Source organism: Pseudomonas sp. ARP3 (genome assembly GCF_001029595.1).
Lineage (GTDB): Bacteria > Pseudomonadota > Gammaproteobacteria > Pseudomonadales > Pseudomonadaceae > Aquipseudomonas > Aquipseudomonas rhodesiae.
Genome location: NZ_LEKF01000010.1, coordinates 111,016 through 127,224, shown reverse-complemented (window position 1 = coordinate 127,224; position 16,209 = coordinate 111,016). Strand labels below are relative to the sequence as shown.

The 16,209-nt window shown below is 58.5% G+C and carries 30 protein-coding genes and 1 tRNA gene; 23 read left to right on the top strand and 8 right to left on the bottom strand.

Annotated elements, in window-relative coordinates; genetic code table 11:
- Positions 1-13 precede the first annotated feature (13 nt).
- From ABX75_RS28085 to ABX75_RS13900, 20 genes are all read left to right on the top strand, one after another.
- Positions 14-286 (top strand): hypothetical protein, encoded by a 273-nt coding sequence (locus ABX75_RS28085; protein WP_053060089.1) that lies wholly within the window; start codon positions 14-16, stop codon positions 284-286.
- Positions 279-785 carry a hypothetical protein gene (locus tag ABX75_RS13980; RefSeq protein WP_053060088.1) on the top strand — a complete coding sequence of 169 codons (507 nt, stop codon included), beginning with the start codon at positions 279-281 and terminating at the stop codon, positions 783-785. Before ABX75_RS28085 ends, ABX75_RS13980 begins: the two co-directional genes overlap by 8 nt.
- A gap of 78 nt (positions 786-863) precedes the next feature.
- On the top strand, positions 864-1,079 hold the full coding sequence (locus tag ABX75_RS13975; RefSeq protein ID WP_047882116.1) for a hypothetical protein: 216 nt from the start codon (positions 864-866) through the stop codon (positions 1,077-1,079).
- Between the two features lie 653 nt (positions 1,080-1,732).
- Complete coding sequence (locus tag ABX75_RS13965) at positions 1,733-1,981, top strand: hypothetical protein (protein ID WP_256203858.1); 249 nt, start codon at positions 1,733-1,735, stop codon at positions 1,979-1,981.
- Positions 1,982-2,217: 236 nt separating this feature from the next.
- Positions 2,218-2,361 carry a hypothetical protein gene (locus ABX75_RS29415; RefSeq protein ID WP_158619143.1) on the top strand — a complete coding sequence of 48 codons (144 nt, stop codon included), beginning with the start codon at positions 2,218-2,220 and terminating at the stop codon, positions 2,359-2,361.
- A gap of 169 nt (positions 2,362-2,530) precedes the next feature.
- Entirely contained in the window at positions 2,531-2,710 is a 180-nt protein-coding gene (locus tag ABX75_RS13960) for a hypothetical protein (protein ID WP_047882113.1), read from the top strand.
- A gap of 20 nt (positions 2,711-2,730) precedes the next feature.
- Positions 2,731-3,165, top strand: coding sequence for a hypothetical protein (locus ABX75_RS13955; protein ID WP_047882112.1), 435 nt, complete (start codon positions 2,731-2,733; stop codon positions 3,163-3,165).
- A gap of 19 nt (positions 3,166-3,184) precedes the next feature.
- Positions 3,185-3,433 (top strand): hypothetical protein, encoded by a 249-nt coding sequence (locus tag ABX75_RS13950; RefSeq protein WP_047882111.1) that lies wholly within the window; start codon positions 3,185-3,187, stop codon positions 3,431-3,433.
- Complete coding sequence (locus ABX75_RS13945; RefSeq protein WP_047882110.1) at positions 3,430-3,657, top strand: hypothetical protein; 228 nt, start codon at positions 3,430-3,432, stop codon at positions 3,655-3,657. The genes ABX75_RS13950 and ABX75_RS13945 overlap by 4 nt, the downstream gene beginning before the upstream one ends.
- Positions 3,658-3,710: 53 nt before the next feature.
- Complete coding sequence (locus ABX75_RS13940) at positions 3,711-4,205, top strand: hypothetical protein (protein ID WP_047882109.1); 495 nt, start codon at positions 3,711-3,713, stop codon at positions 4,203-4,205.
- Positions 4,202-4,342, top strand: coding sequence for a hypothetical protein (locus tag ABX75_RS29410; protein ID WP_154670146.1), 141 nt, complete (start codon positions 4,202-4,204; stop codon positions 4,340-4,342). Before ABX75_RS13940 ends, ABX75_RS29410 begins: the two co-directional genes overlap by 4 nt.
- Positions 4,343-4,352: 10 nt before the next feature.
- Positions 4,353-5,219, top strand: a complete 867-nt coding sequence (locus ABX75_RS13935; protein ID WP_047882108.1) for an ATP-binding protein — start codon at positions 4,353-4,355, stop codon at positions 5,217-5,219.
- Positions 5,216-5,458, top strand: coding sequence for a hypothetical protein (locus tag ABX75_RS13930; protein WP_047882107.1), 243 nt, complete (start codon positions 5,216-5,218; stop codon positions 5,456-5,458). Before ABX75_RS13935 ends, ABX75_RS13930 begins: the two co-directional genes overlap by 4 nt.
- Entirely contained in the window at positions 5,455-5,925 is a 471-nt protein-coding gene (locus ABX75_RS13925) for a hypothetical protein (RefSeq protein WP_047882106.1), read from the top strand. Before ABX75_RS13930 ends, ABX75_RS13925 begins: the two co-directional genes overlap by 4 nt.
- Before the next feature lie 69 nt (positions 5,926-5,994).
- Entirely contained in the window at positions 5,995-6,483 is a 489-nt protein-coding gene (locus ABX75_RS13920; RefSeq protein WP_047882105.1) for a hypothetical protein, read from the top strand.
- A gap of 289 nt (positions 6,484-6,772) precedes the next feature.
- Positions 6,773-6,964, top strand: coding sequence for a hypothetical protein (locus tag ABX75_RS13915; protein ID WP_047882104.1), 192 nt, complete (start codon positions 6,773-6,775; stop codon positions 6,962-6,964).
- Between the two features lie 44 nt (positions 6,965-7,008).
- On the top strand, positions 7,009-7,593 hold the full coding sequence (locus tag ABX75_RS13910; RefSeq protein ID WP_047882103.1) for a hypothetical protein: 585 nt from the start codon (positions 7,009-7,011) through the stop codon (positions 7,591-7,593).
- A 10-nt stretch (positions 7,594-7,603) separates the two neighbouring features.
- Positions 7,604-8,131 (top strand): hypothetical protein, encoded by a 528-nt coding sequence (locus ABX75_RS13905; RefSeq protein WP_047882102.1) that lies wholly within the window; start codon positions 7,604-7,606, stop codon positions 8,129-8,131.
- An 87-nt stretch (positions 8,132-8,218) separates the two neighbouring features.
- The gene (locus tag ABX75_RS29035) at positions 8,219-8,407 is read left to right on the top strand and encodes a hypothetical protein (RefSeq protein ID WP_144419299.1); all 189 of its coding nucleotides are present in this window, start codon (positions 8,219-8,221) and stop codon (positions 8,405-8,407) included.
- 49 nt (positions 8,408-8,456) lie between these two features.
- Positions 8,457-8,780, top strand: coding sequence for a hypothetical protein (locus ABX75_RS13900; protein WP_047882101.1), 324 nt, complete (start codon positions 8,457-8,459; stop codon positions 8,778-8,780).
- Positions 8,781-8,813: 33 nt separating this feature from the next.
- On the opposite strand, the gene ABX75_RS13895 is transcribed toward ABX75_RS13900, so the two are convergent.
- Positions 8,814-9,005 carry a hypothetical protein gene (locus ABX75_RS13895; RefSeq protein ID WP_221440259.1) on the bottom strand — a complete coding sequence of 64 codons (192 nt, stop codon included), beginning with the start codon at positions 9,003-9,005 and terminating at the stop codon, positions 8,814-8,816.
- Positions 9,006-9,186: 181 nt separating this feature from the next.
- Between ABX75_RS13895 and ABX75_RS13890 the strand changes: the two genes are divergently transcribed.
- From ABX75_RS13890 to ABX75_RS13880, 3 genes are all read left to right on the top strand, one after another.
- The gene (locus ABX75_RS13890) at positions 9,187-9,648 is read left to right on the top strand and encodes a hypothetical protein (protein WP_047882099.1); all 462 of its coding nucleotides are present in this window, start codon (positions 9,187-9,189) and stop codon (positions 9,646-9,648) included.
- Between the two features lie 83 nt (positions 9,649-9,731).
- On the top strand, positions 9,732-10,133 hold the full coding sequence (locus tag ABX75_RS29695) for a hypothetical protein (protein ID WP_238560692.1): 402 nt from the start codon (positions 9,732-9,734) through the stop codon (positions 10,131-10,133).
- Positions 10,019-11,200 carry a tyrosine-type recombinase/integrase gene (locus ABX75_RS13880; protein WP_256203860.1) on the top strand — a complete coding sequence of 394 codons (1,182 nt, stop codon included), beginning with the start codon at positions 10,019-10,021 and terminating at the stop codon, positions 11,198-11,200. The genes ABX75_RS29695 and ABX75_RS13880 overlap by 115 nt, the downstream gene beginning before the upstream one ends.
- A gap of 69 nt (positions 11,201-11,269) precedes the next feature.
- Here the strand turns inward: ABX75_RS13880 and ABX75_RS13875 are convergent.
- From ABX75_RS13875 to rpmI, 7 genes are all read right to left on the bottom strand, one after another.
- Positions 11,270-11,346, bottom strand: a tRNA-Pro gene (locus ABX75_RS13875).
- A gap of 90 nt (positions 11,347-11,436) precedes the next feature.
- On the bottom strand, positions 11,437-11,793 hold the full coding sequence (locus ABX75_RS13870) for a MerR family transcriptional regulator (RefSeq protein ID WP_003174972.1): 357 nt from the start codon (positions 11,791-11,793) through the stop codon (positions 11,437-11,439).
- On the bottom strand, positions 11,774-12,076 hold the full coding sequence (gene ihfA / locus ABX75_RS13865) for an integration host factor subunit alpha (protein ID WP_002553164.1): 303 nt from the start codon (positions 12,074-12,076) through the stop codon (positions 11,774-11,776). Before ihfA ends, ABX75_RS13870 begins: the two co-directional genes overlap by 20 nt.
- A gap of 3 nt (positions 12,077-12,079) precedes the next feature.
- A complete protein-coding gene (pheT, locus tag ABX75_RS13860; protein ID WP_047882096.1) occupies positions 12,080-14,458 on the bottom strand; it encodes a phenylalanine--tRNA ligase subunit beta in 2,379 nt (792 codons plus the stop codon).
- Between the two features lie 26 nt (positions 14,459-14,484).
- Positions 14,485-15,501, bottom strand: coding sequence for a phenylalanine--tRNA ligase subunit alpha (gene pheS, locus ABX75_RS13855; RefSeq protein WP_034099107.1), 1,017 nt, complete (start codon positions 15,499-15,501; stop codon positions 14,485-14,487).
- Between the two features lie 109 nt (positions 15,502-15,610).
- Positions 15,611-15,967 (bottom strand): 50S ribosomal protein L20, encoded by a 357-nt coding sequence (rplT, locus tag ABX75_RS13850; RefSeq protein ID WP_002553161.1) that lies wholly within the window; start codon positions 15,965-15,967, stop codon positions 15,611-15,613.
- Positions 15,968-15,997: 30 nt separating this feature from the next.
- Complete coding sequence (gene rpmI, locus ABX75_RS13845; RefSeq protein WP_002553160.1) at positions 15,998-16,192, bottom strand: 50S ribosomal protein L35; 195 nt, start codon at positions 16,190-16,192, stop codon at positions 15,998-16,000.
- Positions 16,193-16,209: the final 17 nt, after the last annotated feature.

Genomic DNA, 16,209 nt, shown 5'->3' with positions numbered 1-16,209 from the left:
AAAAGGGATTGTGATGAAAATATTATTCGAAGACGCCATCAGGTTTTTGGTAGAAAAAACCGATAACGCAAAGTGTCCTTGCTGCGGCAATCCAAAGTGGATTGTTCCCTTTGCTGATGAGGAAAGCACGGAGGTATTTCTCATGCCGCTTCAGGTCACATTTGGCAACGAGCCGGCTTACAATCTAGCCTTGGAATGCAGCAATTGTGGATTCGTGAGAGAGCACCGGGCAAAGTTCATAGCTGATTGGGTTGCCCAGAATCCGGGCAAAGAAAAAAATGAATAACTATGACGGCAGGCTTTTCGGCGACATTCACCTCCCGAGGACAAAATATGTCAAGGATGACAGAGCAACCCCCAGCGGCCATACTGAGCCAATGAACGACATTACTCGCGAAGAATTCAACGCAAAAATCGAGACCATCGAGGCAAAGATGGATGCTCGCGTGGAATCTGTTTCTGCGAAAATAGAAGGTTTTCTGGCTGCTCAGGCTGAGCGAGATAAGCGCCTTGACGGTGTTCTTGCACAGATCGGCAAGGACAACGGAGAGACGAAGACCAGCATCGGCTCAATGAAAACCACTTTGATCGTGACGGCAGTCTCCACTGTGCTCGCCATAGTGCTAGGCGTGGCTGGATTCAATACGGCTCTCACATCAAATATGTTGAGTTCTTTCCAGCTAGGCAAAAGTTCGTCGACATCGACTTCCGAGGTGGTTGCGCCGGAAGGCAGCAAGAGTTCGCCAGCGACGATCTCGCCTCCCCCCGCAAAATCTGGTTCGTAAAACAGCCCGGCCCAGCGCCGGGCTTCTTGTTTCTGCCCTCCCTGCTATCCTTCCTGCTCCCATTCCTGGAGCTATTCAATGCCTGCGACCTACTCCCTCCCCGATATGCTCGAGCGAATTTACGAGAACCAGCTCGCCCTGGAGGCAGCCATCATGGAGCTGTCGTTGTGGACGGCTAACCACGGAGGCCATCATGTAGACCAGAATGTCCGCGGCGCCCTGGAAACCATCGGCGAGAATGCCGGGCACATCAAACAGGCCCTGGCCAGGCTCAGAGCCCAGGAACCAGACTGACCCATAGCGCCTACAACAAGCCCGCCACTGAGCGGGTTTTTTTGTGCCTGAAGAAAAATACATGACCGGCGGTATTGACCATATAGAATACCGGCGGTATTGTTCACTCCATCGAGTCACCCAACAGGGACTCGCCAGGGCCTCACAGCCCGCCGCTCTTTAACAGCACGGGAACCTCGCAGATCGATCCCCAGCAATGGGCACAGCGCGAGCAATAAATTCGATCTCCATGCCAGCTCTGGAACTGGCCGTGCTCACCAGATGTGAGTACGCGAAACCACGCAAGCCGGTCGGCGAAGAACACCGTCCACGAAATGTGTGACGCCGGCCAGAGATATGAATCGGGCGATGCGCGTGGTGGAGACAACAGATTTCCTCGGTGACCTTGGCGACAGGGTCATCCGGAAAATCGGAAGGAGTAGACGAAATGCCAACGAAGCGCGGAAGCGAAATTCAAATAGGTGATGTGATCTACCTCGGCCTGGGCAGCCGAACAGGCAGGGTCACTGACTTCAAGGCCCACCCAAGGCTGGCCGAGATGCACCCAGGGTTAACAGCCAGGGTGGCGGTTACCGATCGAGGCTCAATCACGATCATCGACCAACAGCCAATCAGTATCCCTGCGTGAGTATTCACTGCGGACCTTTTCACTGATGCCCATCCAGAGCGGTGGGCATCGGGAAAACAACCGCCCGGAGGGCAAAGCGATGAACCTGACCGATCCAAAGCAAGACGAACGAATCCGCACTGCCCTGCGCAGCGCTGACAAGAAAGGCCAACTGCAAGTCGTCGCAGCGGTCACTGGTATCGCCGGCGGTGTTGCCGAACTTCGCCGAATCATGAACAGCACCGAAGAACTGGCTGTAATGGATCGCGGCATGCTCGCCATCCACCTGAATTGAACAACCAGCGCCAAAAGCCAGCTTGGCTATAACTGCCCGATCCTCTCTATGAGAGCGCATCGGATATAGCTCGGCCTTCTGCGTGATAGCAGGGTGGCCACCTTGTCCTGAGCCTGAGCGGATTTTGTCGCGGCGAAGACGGGCAACACTCGGAGGGATTCGAGCTATATCCGATGCGGACGAAACTGCGGCCTATAACCGCCCACCTGCATCACCCAACCCAACCGGAGATCACCATGCTCCTTCTGTTCCTGATCGGCGCAGCGCTCAGCCATGCGCGGCCAGAACCGCCACCTGATGACGGCCTGCCAACCGGTCCCTTGCGCTTCCATCGTGAGCGCTGGCGTTCTAGATCGGGTCTGTCTGCGTTCTGGCGCTGATGGCCCCGCCCAAAAAATACAAACCACTGCATCCGAAAGCCCGGACGTCCAACCGGGCTTTCTTTATTCCGCCTCTATTACGTCAGCACTCCTCCCCCGCGCCCATCGGCAACCAGCGGGAGGAATGAGTGTTGAACGAATACAGGTGAACCAACGAATGGAGAGATTCATGAGCAAGTGGAATTACTGGAGTCGAGGGCATGGCAGGCCAAGCGATGCTGCTGGGCTCATAGACGTCAAATATCTTGATGGAAAAGAGTTTGCCCAGAAGCAGGCCGAGAACTGCTATTGGGGCGCCGACAGCCTCATTGAGTACTGGCGACCTCATCAGCCCAATTCTGCCGCCTAACCCAAACACTGGAGGTCGCCATGAGCGATTTCGGATATTCCGAGGGTGACGTGTGCGCCCGCGATGGCTGCCAAGGTGTAATCGAGCTGGAGCCAGTCAAGGATTGTAGTTGCCACATATCGGCACCGTGCTGGCGCCATGAGAACGCTGACATGCACTGTCATGACTGTGGGTGGCGCGCCGCTGATGACCCGCTGTGCGTTCGCGATATCTCGTCCATCAGCATGGGCGGCCCGGTGCCATACATCCAAACAAAGCCTCGCGTGCTAGACCCCACCAAGATCGACTGGGTGGACAAGCTTTACACCAGCAGCTCGATGATTAAGGAGGGGGTTTTCCCTATTGGCACCGAGGTCAAGGAAGTCGAGGAAAAGGTGCGCGGAACGTTCGGCGGCAGGTTTGAGCACTTCAACAAAGACACCGGCCACTTCAAATACATCGCGTATACCGACTAACGCCACCCTGGAGGCGACCATGCACCACAGCATTCAATCGCGCCGCGACATCGTCGACGGCCTGCATCAGCGCTCCCTTCTCGCCACTGCTGATTTCTACCGGCTGATTGATCGTCCGATGCCCGTGGTCACCTTCCGCATGGTGGTGAAGCCTGCGGGCCGCGACTTCTTCCATGTGGTGGACAGCCAGACTAACAAGGTCATGGGCTTCCGTCGCAACCACAACGAAGCCTGTGCCCTCGCCCGGAGCCTGGAGCGCTCCCGATGAGCCTACAGCAGCGTGACCACGACACCGCTGTCGGCTGGATCAACGCCGAGCTTGCCGACCTTCGCAGGGACGTAGGGAAGCCGAACGCAAGCGCCGCCGCACGCTCGGCGATAACCCTGGCCTTCCTTCTGCGCACTATCAGCGACACAGAGCAGCGAGAGTTTCAGGCGCGTATCGACGAGATCTACGACGACTACACGTCCACTCAATCCACTGCCGCTTAACACCCTTTCCAGACACCAAGCACGGCGCATTCCGCTGCCGTGATGGAGGCTCTATGTCTCAAGAAAACGTATTACCTCGCACCGCGGCGGATCTGCGGACCATCGCACACGCAGCGCCAACGGCCAAGATTGAGCGCGAAGAACTGGCGGTTGCCCAGCAGCAGGTGGAGCGCGAGCGAATCGCCAAGCTCGGCGGGTCGGCCGAATTGGTGCTTGACCTGGAAGCCAGGCTTGCAGCTGCAGTCGATGACCGCAAGCGCGCACAGGTCGAGGCGAGCTACGCCAATAGAAAGCTGGAGCAGGTTTTCGAGTCGGTTAGCGCCGCGGTGGGTCGGGACGTGCGGCAACTCAGCGTTGTGCATCTCGGCATGGCGCTGACGGACTGCAAGTCGAAGCTGGTGACGCTGGCCGGCTACATCGACAAGGCGCGAACACTGGATGACCTGGTGGTGCTCAAGCGAGTAGCTAGCAACCTCGGCGTGATCCAGCCACAAACCATGGCCCAGGCTGCCCAGTTGATGGGGTTAAGCCACAGGAGAGCTGTATGAGCCCGGCAATGGCCGCCCAGTTCGACTGGATGATGGTCGGCGCCTTCTCGCCTGATCGGTTCACCGGTGAGCAGCGCAAAGAGTACGAAGACGAAGCCCGCCGCATCCAGCGGCAGTGGGACAACCAACCAAGCTGAGGAAGCTCAAATGTTCAAGAAAGCCGAACGCAAGCAGGCCAAGCTACGGCTGGCACTTGCCGGGCCGTCTGGATCAGGCAAAACCTACTCCGCCCTTCTCCTGGCCCAGGGGCTTGGCGGGCGTATCGCGGTGCTAGACACCGAACACGGCAGCGCATCGCTGTACGCGGACCTGGTCGACTTCGACGCAATGGAGTTGCACGCACCGTACTCGCCAGAGCGCTACATCGAAGTGATCGTCGCCGCTGAGCTGGCAGGGTACGACACGCTGATCATCGATAGCTACTCGCATGAGTGGACAGGTTCCGGGGGCTGCCTGGAGCAGAACGAGACAGTGGCCCACCAGAAATTCCGGGGCAACACGTGGGCGGCCTGGAACGAGACCACGCCGCGCCACCGGAAGCTGACGGACAAGATCCTCACCAGCTCGATGCACATCATCTGCACCATGCGCAGCAAGACGGAAACGGTTCAAGGCGAGGGTAAGAAGATCCTCAAGCTGGGCATGAAGTCAGAGCAGCGCGACGGCACCGACTACGAATTCACCGTGGTGCTGGACCTCACCCACGACGGGCACACGGCCACAGCCAGCAAAGACCGGACGAAGCTGTTTGACCAGCCTGAACTGATCAGCGAGGAAACGGGCAAGCGCCTGCTGAGCTGGCTGAACTCCGGTATCAGCCCGGAGGAGCGAGCCAAGGAGCTACTTGTTGATGCGATCGCCGACATCCGTCAAGCGGCTGACATGGCCGCGCTGGAGTCGGCCTACAACGCCGGGCGCGTAATCGTCCACGGCTTCGACAACCTCAAGCCATCGCTGGTCGCCGCCAAGGAGATCCGCAAGGCTGAACTGAACAAAGCGAGACAGCCAGCATGATCAGCAACCACCTCAGCCTGGTCGAGCAGCACCGCCAGGACGCTTACTCGATATCGGAGCGCACGGCGGAGTTCTTGGCCGCAGGCGGGACAGTCGCGCAGTTGCCAAGCCCGCCACGCAAACCGCTGCCACCACCCCGCTCCACCAAGATCGATCCCGAAACCATCCTCAAGCGCCGCAAGCCGCCCATCACCCGGGCCGAGCGTAACGCGCTGCGCAAACTCGCGGAGGCATTATGAGCAAGCGCAAGCCGCATAACCTGCAAGCCCGAATTGCCCGGTCGTGCCGCTCGCTGCTGGCATCCAATCACGTCGCGGTGGTGAACATCGATCCCAGCGGCCGCCAGGGCATGATCAATTACCGGTCACTCAAGAACATCGCGCCAGGGAAGATTGGCCAGGCCGTGTGCGGCATTCCTCACCGCTGGACGATCTACATGAGCGCAATGTGCATTGACGCTCGCGGCGACCGCTACAGCAAGTCGGTGGAACTGGCGCCGGACGGGGTCTACCTGTCCGATCACCTGGAAGACGTGATCGAGCATTGCTATATGAAGCTGCGCGCCGAGGCCAACCAAAGCCAGATGGTGGCCTCCGGCTGGATCGCCATCCCCGACACCCTGTCGCTGGACGAGGAACACGCCGCGCGAATCTTCGAAGCGGTCGGTGCTTGGCGCCAGGTGAAGGTCGATTCATGCGCCGCATAGCCCGCACCCAGCAACGCAAACGTCAAGCCTGGCTCGCACTGCCGGCCAGCGGAATAGAAGAGGTAGGCCATGGCTGTGAGCCAGGAAGAACGAACGGCCAGGCTTGCCGAGAAGCGGCAGGAACTGGGCGAGCAGGAATTGCGGCACACGGTCCCATACGGCACCCGGCAGATGCTCGACGAGTTGATGCTTTGGCATGAGGTCGAAGAGGTCAGCGAGGCGGTGCAACTGCTGGTGCTGAATGGGCGGGCCGAGGATCTGCCGCCGGCGCCGCCGAAAGTCAAAGGGCCGTCCGACATCATCCGTCACTACTTCCGCCAAGGAATGCGCGACCGACTGGCAGCGCTCACCGCCGAACTGGGCGAGACGAAAGACCGCACGACCATCTGGCGACTGATCGCACATGCCCACTCGCTGGGCGCCGAGAGGTCCGCCTCGATGCTCGAAATTAAGCGCCACGGAATAGATATACCGCAAAACGTGGCGCGCAAATTACGGCAAGCAGGCTTTGCCGAATCGCTCCAGATGAACGCCGAAGACGACGGCGACAACGACTGATCCGGCACCATGCCGGTCACCCGTAATACCCCATATCACTGAACAGCGCCAGCCGGCGAGGCAGGCGCACGCCTGGAGGTGCGATATGTCTACCCCCCCCCCACCGCATCAAGTGTAACGATCTGTCGCGTAGGCGCATCCGTAAGCGCGTCCTGCGGGCCTTCAAGTCGAGCTTTCGACTGAAAGGCGGGCCAATTGAATCGGCATGGCTGACTACGCCGGGAACCCTGGTGTTCTCGCTCGGAGAATGGCGCGGCCACTACAACGCCAAGAACGAATGGGTGGCCCTATGACCCCTCATGAGTTCATAGAAAAGAACGTACACGACGAGCTGCGCAAGCAAGGCTTCAAGGCTGGCGTGTGCTTTTCCGTATCGCGTGATGCCGTGGACTACTACCGCCAGCGCAGCATGTTCAGCAAAAGCGTTGTGCTGGATGTGCTGGCTTGGTCGAAGAAGCGCGCCAAAGAGCTTTCGCGATAACTCCCCCACTCCACCGCCCGGGCATGGCCCGGCAAGGACTCCCCGTGATCAATCTGTTCTGGCGCCTGGTCGCCAAGCTGCTTGCGCGCCCGGCGGTTGCCGCCTGGCTAATCAATCGCGCCCAGCGCACCCCGTACCAGCACATTATGTCCGCCGACCGCGCCGAGATGTACATGGGTCGCTGGTGGTTGTTCAACCCCTACTCCCGCGAGTCGCACAAGCCGGCACTGTGGTGGTGCCCGTGGTCGTTTCGCATCCACCACATCATGCGGCCCGACGAAGACCGGGACCTGCATGATCACCCATGGAACGCCCGCACGATCATCCTGCGCGGCTGGTACACGGAACAGCGCATACTCAAGGCTGATGATCCAGCAGTTCACCAGCTCCTGATTAAGGCCGCCGACCTGCGGCAGTCGTTCGACGCAGCATTCCAGGCAACTGAATACATCGATCGGCGCCCGGGCGACACCGCCCGCCTCAATCACGGCGAGTACCATCGCATCGACCAGATATCACCAGGCGGCGTCTACACCCTCTTCATCACAAGCAAGTGGCGTGGTGACTGGGGATTTCTGGTCAACGGCGTGAAGGTGCCATGGCGCACCTACACCGGCACAGACAATTGAGGTTTTGAATATGAGCAAGGTAATTCAAACGGTTGAAGAACTGGACGCCGTGCTGCACTGGCGCGGTAAGCACGCTCAAGCAATCCGCGAGCGTGACGCCCTGCAACAGCGCCTGACCGCAATTGAAGGCGAACAACTGGCCTGTATGCCTGTGGAGCGCTGCTACGACGTCCGCGCCAAGATGATCATCGCCTTCAACGAGACCAAGAAGGCGGGCGGTGATTTGGATGACGCGCTCGACGCCACATACAAGTCAGCCTTGCGCTATTCGCCTAACCCTCTGGCGGCCGAGAAGCCCGATCGCTCACCAGAGTCCTATGCCATTGAGCATGCCGAGTACATGGCCAAATCAGCCGATGACGTGTTGTCGAAGTTTCAGGCATACGGCCTGGCTCTTCTGGCCGTCGATGAGGGTGGCGACGACGGCGAAGGCGAGCTTCTTGAGAATATTGACTCCGCACGCGGCGACCTGCAGGAGTCACTGGTAGATCTGCGCAGCATGGTTTACGAGTTCCGCAAGCGTGCCGCCAAATCCTGATAGGAGTACATCCGTACTCCACCCACAAAACCTGTAACCCCTCCCCCTTCAAAGTCAGCCGCTATAGCGGCAAGGACGAACTCGCCCATGAAAAGAACAGTCGTGCTCACCGGCAAGGCAGTCGTGAACTTCCGAAAGGTCATTGAGAACGTCGATGACGACGAGGTGGAGGAGCTGCTGGCAAGCAATGACCATCGGGAAATGCAGATCGACGACGATGACCTGCTCGATATCGAATGGATTCACGACGACGTCGATATCAAGGTGACGCCATGATCGCCACCCTCTGGCTCGCCTACGTCTTCATCTACAAGGTGGATAGGCCATGACAGACCACGAGCTGCTAAAGCTGTCAGCCAAGGCCATGGGCTTCGATCTGGAGTATCGGCGCGGTAGCGATGCCTTCCACTACGACGATCCAGACTCCGGGCGGGAGCAATGGCAGCCACTAAGCGACGAAGGCCAGGCCATCCGAATGGCGGTACACCTCCAACTCAGCATCCTCTGGTTCACCAACTTGCGGTACGTGATGGTCGAGCGCGGCGGCTTCGGCGAGAACATCGGCTGGACCGACGACGCGGATAGATGTGGCGCGCTCTGCCAGGCAATCACCGTCGTAGCAGCACAAATCGGCAGCACGCTTCCTTAACCCAATCCCCTGCATACCTGCCGTCGAATGGCGTCAGGGCAATTGACTATCAACCCAGCGCTCAGCAGCAGCCATTGCCTCATCGAGCGCCGCCGGATAGTCAGGCCAGGGCCCGGTCAGTTCAGCAGCAACTTCGCCCAACCCATCAATTGACGCGGGCTCGATGATCTTCGCGGCAACCGGTGCATCGTCGTTCGGACGTCTCCAGTCGAACTTGAGGAACATCGTGTGACCCCGATATGCGTGGGCAATCGGAACATCTATTTGGTGTGACACACGCCCTCCTGGCAATTGGGTGGAATGAATACCCGTTTTACACCCATCCCAACAACACAGATATCTAGGCACAACGCCATCACTCCATCCCCCTACATGCCTGCCGGTGAGCGGCGGGCGAGGTATTCCTATGTCAGCAGTTCAGCGTTTCCACGAAGCAGCCAACGACGCACTGGTCAAACTCAGCGGGTACTGCCTGCCGGGCGCCAAGTTGGCCCTGGTAATTGTCACCCCGGGCGAGCCAGAGCGGGACATCGTCCTTGAAGATCGGGGTCTCGATAAAAACGAGGTGGTCAGCGCACTGCGCCGGCGCGGCCTGGGCATCGACGGCGACAACGCCTACAAGCGCGATCTGTGCGACACGATTTTCGGGGCTCTTGCCTTCGGCGCCCAAAACACCAACCCGCCGCCGGCAGATCACTGGGGCCAGCGCTTCTGGGATGTCGGCCGGGAGGAACGTGCAATGCAGGAAGAGCTGCTCGAAAGCCTATCCAACTTGGTAGGCCTGGCAAAACTCGGCGCCGCCCGGCTCGACAAGTGCCACGCGGCCCTTGCCCACGCCGAAGCGGTAATTGCCAAAGCCACCCGCTAACCCACCTTCTGCCGCCCAGCGCGGCAAGGACACCCCACCCCATCCAATCAATCCACCCGGCAACGGCGTGGCGAGGCATTCCTATGGCCAACACAAAGCTGGCGCCTGTCCTAGAGACCGCGCCGCGCTTCATCCGGGCGATGCACGCCCCTGCTTACCTCGGCATGTGCCGGGAAGAATTCAAGAACACCGTCCGCCCTCACGTCCGCGAATTCCCCATTGGAAAACAGGGCGTTGCCTTCGACCGTCATGAGCTGGACCAGTGGGCAGACGCCTACATCGAACGCATGGCAATTGAAAAGCAGGCCGATCAGGACAACAATCCGCCCCGCAGTGGGCGCCAAGGAGCAAAACAATGGCGCGAAAAACAATGTCGGGCCTCTACCAGAGGAACGGGATTTGGCACATCGACAAAGTCGTCAGAGGTAGCCGACTTCAAGAAAGCACTGGAGCAAGCGAAAGGGAGGAAGCGGAGCAGTACTTGATTCATCGGCTGGAAAAGCTGCGGCAGGAAAAGATCTATGGCGTGCGTCAGGTGCGAACCTGGCGCGAGGCTGCAACCCGGTTCCTAGTTGAGTTCAAGGATCAGCCATCGATCGGCCTTTCAGCCTCGCACATCGAGCAGCTTGACCCGTACATCGGCGATCTGCCGATCACGCACATCGACGATGGCACCCTGGCGCCGTTTGTGCGTGACCGGCAAAAGCCGACCAAGACGGCACAGGGGAAGGTCAAGCCAGGCGTATCAAACAGGACGGTCAACATCGCCCTGCAGCGAGTCGTCAGGATCTTGAACCTGTGCCATCGCAAGTGGCGCGATGCTGAAAAGCGGCCGTGGCTGGAGAGCGTGCCGATGGTATCGATGCTCGAGGAGAAGAAGTCGAGCCGCAAGCCCTACCCGATGTCCTGGGAAGAGCAGGCCCTTTTGTTCCCTGAGCTGCCCGACCACCTGCTGAGGATGGCCCTCTATAAGGTGAACACGGGTTGCCGGGAGCAGGAAGTGTGCAAACTGCGGTGGGATTGGGAAATACGGGTGCCGGCTTTGAACACCAGCGTGTTTCTGATACCTGCCGGATTCGGCGGGCGGAGTGAAAAAGCAGGGGTGAAGAACGGCGATGAACGACTGGTGATCTTGAACAACGTGGCGATGTCCATCATCGATGGCCAGCGAGGCCTACACAAAGACCTGGTGTTCCCGTATGGGCAACCAGATCAGTTCGGGCCAACGTCGATGCATAGGATGAACGATTCGGCCTGGAAGAAAGCCAGGGTGCGCGCAGCGGACAAGTGGGAGAAGGCCCACCAATCGCCAGCACACCCCGGATTCAGGTCGATCAGGATTCACGACTTGAAGCACACCTTTGGCAGAAGGCTACGTGCAGCGAGCGTGACAGAGGAAGATCGGAAAGCGTTGTTGGGGCATAGGAACGGCAGCATTACGAGCCACTATTCTACCCCGGAGCTGCAGCATCTGATTGAGGCTGCGAACAAAGTATCGGCAACTGACTCTCGCGGGCCAGCGCTGACCATCTTGAGGAGGAAATTGGGATGATCCCCCGCAAAAGTCCCTGGGCATGAAAAAGCCCAACTCGATAAATTTGGGCTAAGTCATTGAAAAATATGGTCGGGACGGAGTGATTCGAACACTCGACCCCTAGCACCCCATGCTAGTGCGCTACCGGACTGCGCTACGCCCCGACTAGGCGTGTTACTGGGTTCGCTTCGCAACGAAGCGATCAGGAATATACCGCAAGCTTTTGAAATGTGGAAGTATTTTAAAAGCCGGATTTACTTCTTCAAAACCACCAGCACATCTTCGAGTTCGGAGATCATCTGGCGGATCAGTTGTTTGTACTGAGTGGTGTCGTCCTTGGCTTCATCACCGGACATGCGCTGACGCGCACCACTGATGGTGAACCCTTGGTCGTACAGCAACGCGCGGATCTGTCGGATCATCAGCACATCCTGGCGCTGATAATACCGACGGTTCCCGGTGCGTTTGACGGGGTTGAGTTGAGGAAACTCCTGCTCCCAATAGCGCAGCACGTGCGGCTTTACCGCACACAGCTCGCTGACTTCACCAATGGTGAAGTAGCGCTTGCCTGGGATGACGGGTAGTTCGTCGTTATGACTTGGTTCCAGCATAAGCCTCAACTCGGGCCTTCAACTTCTGCCCTGGACGAAAGGTGACCACACGGCGAGCCGTGATCGGGATTTCTTCTCCCGTTTTTGGATTGCGGCCAGGCCGCTGGCGTTTGTCCCGCAGGTCAAAATTGCCGAAACCAGACAATTTGACCTGTTCGTTGTCTTCCAGAGCATGGCGGATCTCTTCAAAAAACAGCTCGACCAATTCCTTGGCCTCGCGCTTGTTAAGACCCAGCTCTTCGTACAGACGTTCCGCCATCTCAGCTTTCGTCAAAGCCCCCATACGTCACTTCCTTAACGTGGCGTTTAACCTTTGTTCAAGCGAGGTGAGGATATTTTGTGTCGTGGTATTCACCTCATCGTCATTAAGAGTGCGCGATGGATGCTGCCAGGTCAAGCCGACTGCGAGGCTTTTTCTATGCGGATCAATACCTTTACCCTGATAGACGTCAAATAGCCTGAGGTCCGTCAGCCATTCCCCTGCATTTTCACGGATTACATCCAGAACGGCAGTAGCGGCGACATCGCGATCGGCGATCAGCGCCAAGTCTCGGCGCACTTCAGGGAAACGCGACAACTCGCTGAATTTGGGCATCTTGCCAGTCGCCACTTCAGCCAACACCAGCTCGAATACAAATACCGGGCGATCAAGGCCGAGAGTTTTCGACAGTTCCGGGTGAATAGCGCCGACGAAACCGACCAAACGTCCCTCACGCTCGATGCGCGCAGTCTGGCCCGGATGCAGCGCCGGGTGGCTACCCGGAACAAAGGTGAACGCGTCCAACGCACCGGCAAAGCCCAGCACGGCTTCTACGTCAGCCTTAACGTCGAAGAAGTCCACGGCTTCGCGGCCTTGGGCCCAGCCCTCCGGCAACCGGCTGCCACAGACCACACCGGCCAGCATCGGCTCTTGCTTCAAGCCATCCAACTGCCCTACAAAACGTAGGCCACTTTCGAACAGGCGCACGCGATCTTGTTGGCGGTTCAGGTTGTGAGAAAGCGCTTTCACCAAGCCTGGCCACAGAGACGAACGCATGGCGGCCATATCGTTGGAGATCGGGTTGGCCAGCAACAGCGGCTCGACGCCTGGATTGAACAGTTCAAACTGCTTTGGATCGATGAAACTGTAGGTCACCGCTTCTTGGTAACCACGAGCAACCAGCAGACGACGCAGCTCAGGCAAGTACGCACGCGCCTCAGCCTTGGGCTGAGGAGCAAGACGAGCCTGCGGGTAACGGACCGGCAAACGGTTATAACCGTACAGGCGCGCCAGTTCTTCGATCAGGTCGACTTCAAGGCTGATATCGAAGCGATGGCTTGGCACTTCTACCTGCCACTGCCCTTCCCCGCCCTTAGCAATGCCAAGGCCGAGGGCTGACAACAACTGCTCGATTTCCGCAGGCTCGATCACCAGGCCAAGCATCTGCTCAACGCTTTTAGCGCGCAGGGTAATCGGCGCCACATTTGGCAGATGCTCTTCGCTGACAGTTTCGGTGATTGGGCCGGCTTCACCGCCGGTAATCTCCAACAGCAGGCCAGTGGCGCGCTCCATGGCTTCACGGGCCAGCTTCCAGTCCACACCGCGCTCGTAGCGGTGCGAAGCATCGGTGTGCAAGCCGTAGGAGCGAGCTTTACCAGCAATGGCGATCTGATCGAAGAACGCACTTTCCAGGAATACGTCGCGGGTGGTCGCGGACACGCCGCTGTGCTCGCCACCCATCACGCCCGCAATCGCCAGGGCGCGAGAGTGGTCGGCGATGACCAGTGTATCGGCACGCAGGGCCACTTCCTGGCCGTCGAGCAGTACCAGCTTTTCGCCTTCTTCGGCCATGCGCACACGAATGCCGCCGTTGATTTCGGCGAGATCAAATGCGTGCAACGGCTGGCCCAGCTCCAGCATCACGTAGTTGGTGATATCGACGGCAGCGTCGATGCTACGGACATCAGCGCGACGCAGACGCTCGACCATCCACAACGGGGTAGGCTTGGACAGGTCGACATTCCGGATCACACGACCCAGATAACGTGGGCAAGCATTCGGTGCCAGCACTTCGATCGGGCGCACTTCGTCATGCACCGCAGGCACGGCAGCCACTACGGGGCGAGTGACCGGCACGTTGTACAGAGCCCCGACTTCACGGGCCAGACCGGCGAGGGACAGGCAGTCACCGCGGTTCGGGGTCAGATCGACCTCGATGCTGGCATCCTCCAGCTCCAGGTAGACGCGGATGTCCTGACCCACCGGCGCATCGGCCGGCAGCTCCATCAAACCATCGTTACCTTCACCCACCTGCAGTTCCGCCTGGGAACACAGCATGCCGTTGGACTCGACGCCGCGCAGCTTGGCCTTCTTGATTTTGAAATCGTCCGGCAACTCGGCGCCGATCATGGCGAAAGGAATCTTCAGGCCCGGGCGCACATTGGGCGCTCCGCACACGACCTGAAAGGTTTCCGCGCCGTTGCTCACTTGGCACACACGCAATTTGTCAGCATCCGGGTGCTGCTCGGTGCTCAGCACCTCGCCCACTACCACGCCACTGAAAACACCGGCGGCCGGCGTAACGCTATCGACCTCAAGGCCGGCCATCGACAAACGAGCAACCAGCTCGTCGCGATCTACCTGCGGGCTTACCCAGCCACGCAGCCATTGTTCACTGAATTTCATCCTGCTCTCCTAAAGATTCGTTACGACTAGCGAAATTGCGCGAGGAATCGCAAGTCGTTGTCGAAGAACAGACGCAAGTCGTTCACCCCGTAACGCAGCATAGCCAGGCGCTCTACGCCCATGCCGAAGGCAAAGCCCGAGAACTCTTCCGGGTCGATCCCGGACATGCGCAACACATTCGGGTGAACCATGCCGCAGCCCATGACTTCCAGCCAGCCGGTCTGCTTGCACACGCGGCAGCCTTTACCGCTGCACATCACGCACTCCATGTCGACCTCAGCGGACGGCTCGGTGAACGGGAAGAACGAGGGACGGAAACGCACCGCCAGCTCTTTCTCGAAGAACACCCGCAGGAATTCTTCGATCGTGCCTTTAAGGTCGGCGAAGTTGATATCGCGATCTACCAGCAGGCCTTCGACCTGATGGAACATCGGCGAGTGGGTAATATCGGAGTCGCTGCGGTACACACGGCCTGGGCAGACGATGCGGATCGGCGGCTTGTTCGCTTCCATGGTGCGGACCTGTACCGGCGAGGTATGGGTGCGCAGCAGCATATTGGCGTTGAAATAGAAGGTATCATGCATCGACCGGGCCGGGTGGTGGCCTGGGATGTTGAGTGCTTCGAAGTTGTGATAGTCATCTTCGACCTCAGGGCCTTCGGCAATGCCGTAGCCAATATGGGTGAAGAACTGTTCGATACGTTCCAGAGTCCGTGTGATCGGATGCAGACCGCCCGAGGCCTGACCACGGCCAGGCAAGGTGACGTCAATGGATTCGGCGGCGAGCTTGGCCGCAAGATCGGCCTCCTCGAGCGACGCCTTACGCGCATTGAGAACCTCTGTGACACGCTCCTTGGCGACGTTGATCAGCGCACCGACTTGCGGACGCTCTTCAGCCGGCAAATTTCCCAGGGTCTTCATCACCTGAGTCAATTCACCCTTTTTGCCAAGGTAGTGAACCCGGATTTGCTCCAGGGCATTGATATCTTCAGCGCTTTGCACAGCCTCGAGAGCTTGAGCGACGAGCGCGTCCAGGTTTTCCATGTACAGACTCCAGATACGAAATAGGGGAAGAGCTTTAAGGCTCTTCCCCTATTTATGACGTTTAACACCTTGGGCTGCAGGAGCAGCCCGCGGTGACTGTCGGGGGTACTTAAGCCAAGGTGGCTTTAGCTTTCTCGACAATCGCAGCAAACGCCGCTTTTTCGTTCACTGCCAGATCAGCCAGAACCTTACGGTCGATCTCGATGGACGCTTTTTTCAGGCCAGCGATGAAACGGCTGTAGGACAGACCGTTAACACGAGCACCAGCGTTGATACGAGCGATCCACAGAGCGCGGAACTGACGTTTTTTCTGACGACGGTCACGGTAGGCGTATTGGCCTGCCTTGATTACCGCTTGCTTGGCAACACGGAATACGCGTGAACGCGCGCCGTAGTAGCCTTTAGCAAGTTTCAGAATTTTTTTGTGACGTTTACGGGCAATGACGCCACGCTTTACACGAGCCATGAGTTACTTCCTCTATTCTTGATCCAAAAATTAACGAAGGCGCAGCATGCGCTCGACTTTTGCCACGTCAGACGGATGCAGCAAGCTGCTACCGCGCAGTTGACGCTTACGCTTGGTCGACATTTTGGTCAGGATGTGGCTCTTGAAAGCGTGCTTGTGCTTGATACCGTTAGCAGTTTTCAGAAACCGCTTAGCAGCACCACTTTTAGTCTTCATCTTTGGCATGTTCGGATACTCCGCAT

Excerpts from the sequence above, each read along its gene's own strand:
- ABX75_RS13890 (WP_047882099.1), top strand. The coding sequence starts at position 9,187 with ATGTCAGCAGTTCAGCGTTTCCACGAAGCAGCCAACGACGCACTGGTC.
- ABX75_RS13900 (WP_047882101.1), top strand. The coding sequence starts at position 8,457 with ATGACAGACCACGAGCTGCTAAAGCTGTCAGCCAAGGCCATGGGCTTC.
- ABX75_RS13930 (WP_047882107.1), top strand. The coding sequence starts at position 5,216 with ATGATCAGCAACCACCTCAGCCTGGTCGAGCAGCACCGCCAGGACGCT.
- ABX75_RS13870 (WP_003174972.1), bottom strand. The coding sequence starts at position 11,793 with ATGCTGGAACCAAGTCATAACGACGAACTACCCGTCATCCCAGGCAAG.
- ABX75_RS13960 (WP_047882113.1), top strand. The coding sequence starts at position 2,531 with ATGAGCAAGTGGAATTACTGGAGTCGAGGGCATGGCAGGCCAAGCGAT.
- pheT (WP_047882096.1), bottom strand. The coding sequence starts at position 14,458 with ATGAAATTCAGTGAACAATGGCTGCGTGGCTGGGTAAGCCCGCAGGTA.
- pheS (WP_034099107.1), bottom strand. The coding sequence starts at position 15,501 with ATGGAAAACCTGGACGCGCTCGTCGCTCAAGCTCTCGAGGCTGTGCAA.
- ABX75_RS29035 (WP_144419299.1), top strand. The coding sequence starts at position 8,219 with ATGAAAAGAACAGTCGTGCTCACCGGCAAGGCAGTCGTGAACTTCCGA.
- ABX75_RS13905 (WP_047882102.1), top strand. The coding sequence starts at position 7,604 with ATGAGCAAGGTAATTCAAACGGTTGAAGAACTGGACGCCGTGCTGCAC.
- ihfA (WP_002553164.1), bottom strand. The coding sequence starts at position 12,076 with ATGGGGGCTTTGACGAAAGCTGAGATGGCGGAACGTCTGTACGAAGAG.
- ABX75_RS13895 (WP_221440259.1), bottom strand. The coding sequence starts at position 9,005 with ATGTTCCTCAAGTTCGACTGGAGACGTCCGAACGACGATGCACCGGTT.
- ABX75_RS13980 (WP_053060088.1), top strand. The coding sequence starts at position 279 with ATGAATAACTATGACGGCAGGCTTTTCGGCGACATTCACCTCCCGAGG.
- ABX75_RS28085 (WP_053060089.1), top strand. The coding sequence starts at position 14 with ATGAAAATATTATTCGAAGACGCCATCAGGTTTTTGGTAGAAAAAACC.
- ABX75_RS13925 (WP_047882106.1), top strand. The coding sequence starts at position 5,455 with ATGAGCAAGCGCAAGCCGCATAACCTGCAAGCCCGAATTGCCCGGTCG.
- ABX75_RS13945 (WP_047882110.1), top strand. The coding sequence starts at position 3,430 with ATGAGCCTACAGCAGCGTGACCACGACACCGCTGTCGGCTGGATCAAC.
- ABX75_RS13915 (WP_047882104.1), top strand. The coding sequence starts at position 6,773 with ATGACCCCTCATGAGTTCATAGAAAAGAACGTACACGACGAGCTGCGC.
- ABX75_RS29695 (WP_238560692.1), top strand. The coding sequence starts at position 9,732 with ATGGCCAACACAAAGCTGGCGCCTGTCCTAGAGACCGCGCCGCGCTTC.
- rplT (WP_002553161.1), bottom strand. The coding sequence starts at position 15,967 with ATGGCTCGTGTAAAGCGTGGCGTCATTGCCCGTAAACGTCACAAAAAA.
- ABX75_RS13950 (WP_047882111.1), top strand. The coding sequence starts at position 3,185 with ATGCACCACAGCATTCAATCGCGCCGCGACATCGTCGACGGCCTGCAT.
- ABX75_RS13955 (WP_047882112.1), top strand. The coding sequence starts at position 2,731 with ATGAGCGATTTCGGATATTCCGAGGGTGACGTGTGCGCCCGCGATGGC.
- ABX75_RS29415 (WP_158619143.1), top strand. The coding sequence starts at position 2,218 with ATGCTCCTTCTGTTCCTGATCGGCGCAGCGCTCAGCCATGCGCGGCCA.
- ABX75_RS13975 (WP_047882116.1), top strand. The coding sequence starts at position 864 with ATGCCTGCGACCTACTCCCTCCCCGATATGCTCGAGCGAATTTACGAG.
- ABX75_RS13880 (WP_256203860.1), top strand. The coding sequence starts at position 10,019 with ATGTCGGGCCTCTACCAGAGGAACGGGATTTGGCACATCGACAAAGTC.
- ABX75_RS13940 (WP_047882109.1), top strand. The coding sequence starts at position 3,711 with ATGTCTCAAGAAAACGTATTACCTCGCACCGCGGCGGATCTGCGGACC.
- ABX75_RS13935 (WP_047882108.1), top strand. The coding sequence starts at position 4,353 with ATGTTCAAGAAAGCCGAACGCAAGCAGGCCAAGCTACGGCTGGCACTT.
- ABX75_RS29410 (WP_154670146.1), top strand. The coding sequence starts at position 4,202 with ATGAGCCCGGCAATGGCCGCCCAGTTCGACTGGATGATGGTCGGCGCC.
- ABX75_RS13920 (WP_047882105.1), top strand. The coding sequence starts at position 5,995 with ATGGCTGTGAGCCAGGAAGAACGAACGGCCAGGCTTGCCGAGAAGCGG.
- rpmI (WP_002553160.1), bottom strand. The coding sequence starts at position 16,192 with ATGCCAAAGATGAAGACTAAAAGTGGTGCTGCTAAGCGGTTTCTGAAA.
- ABX75_RS13965 (WP_256203858.1), top strand. The coding sequence starts at position 1,733 with ATGCCCATCCAGAGCGGTGGGCATCGGGAAAACAACCGCCCGGAGGGC.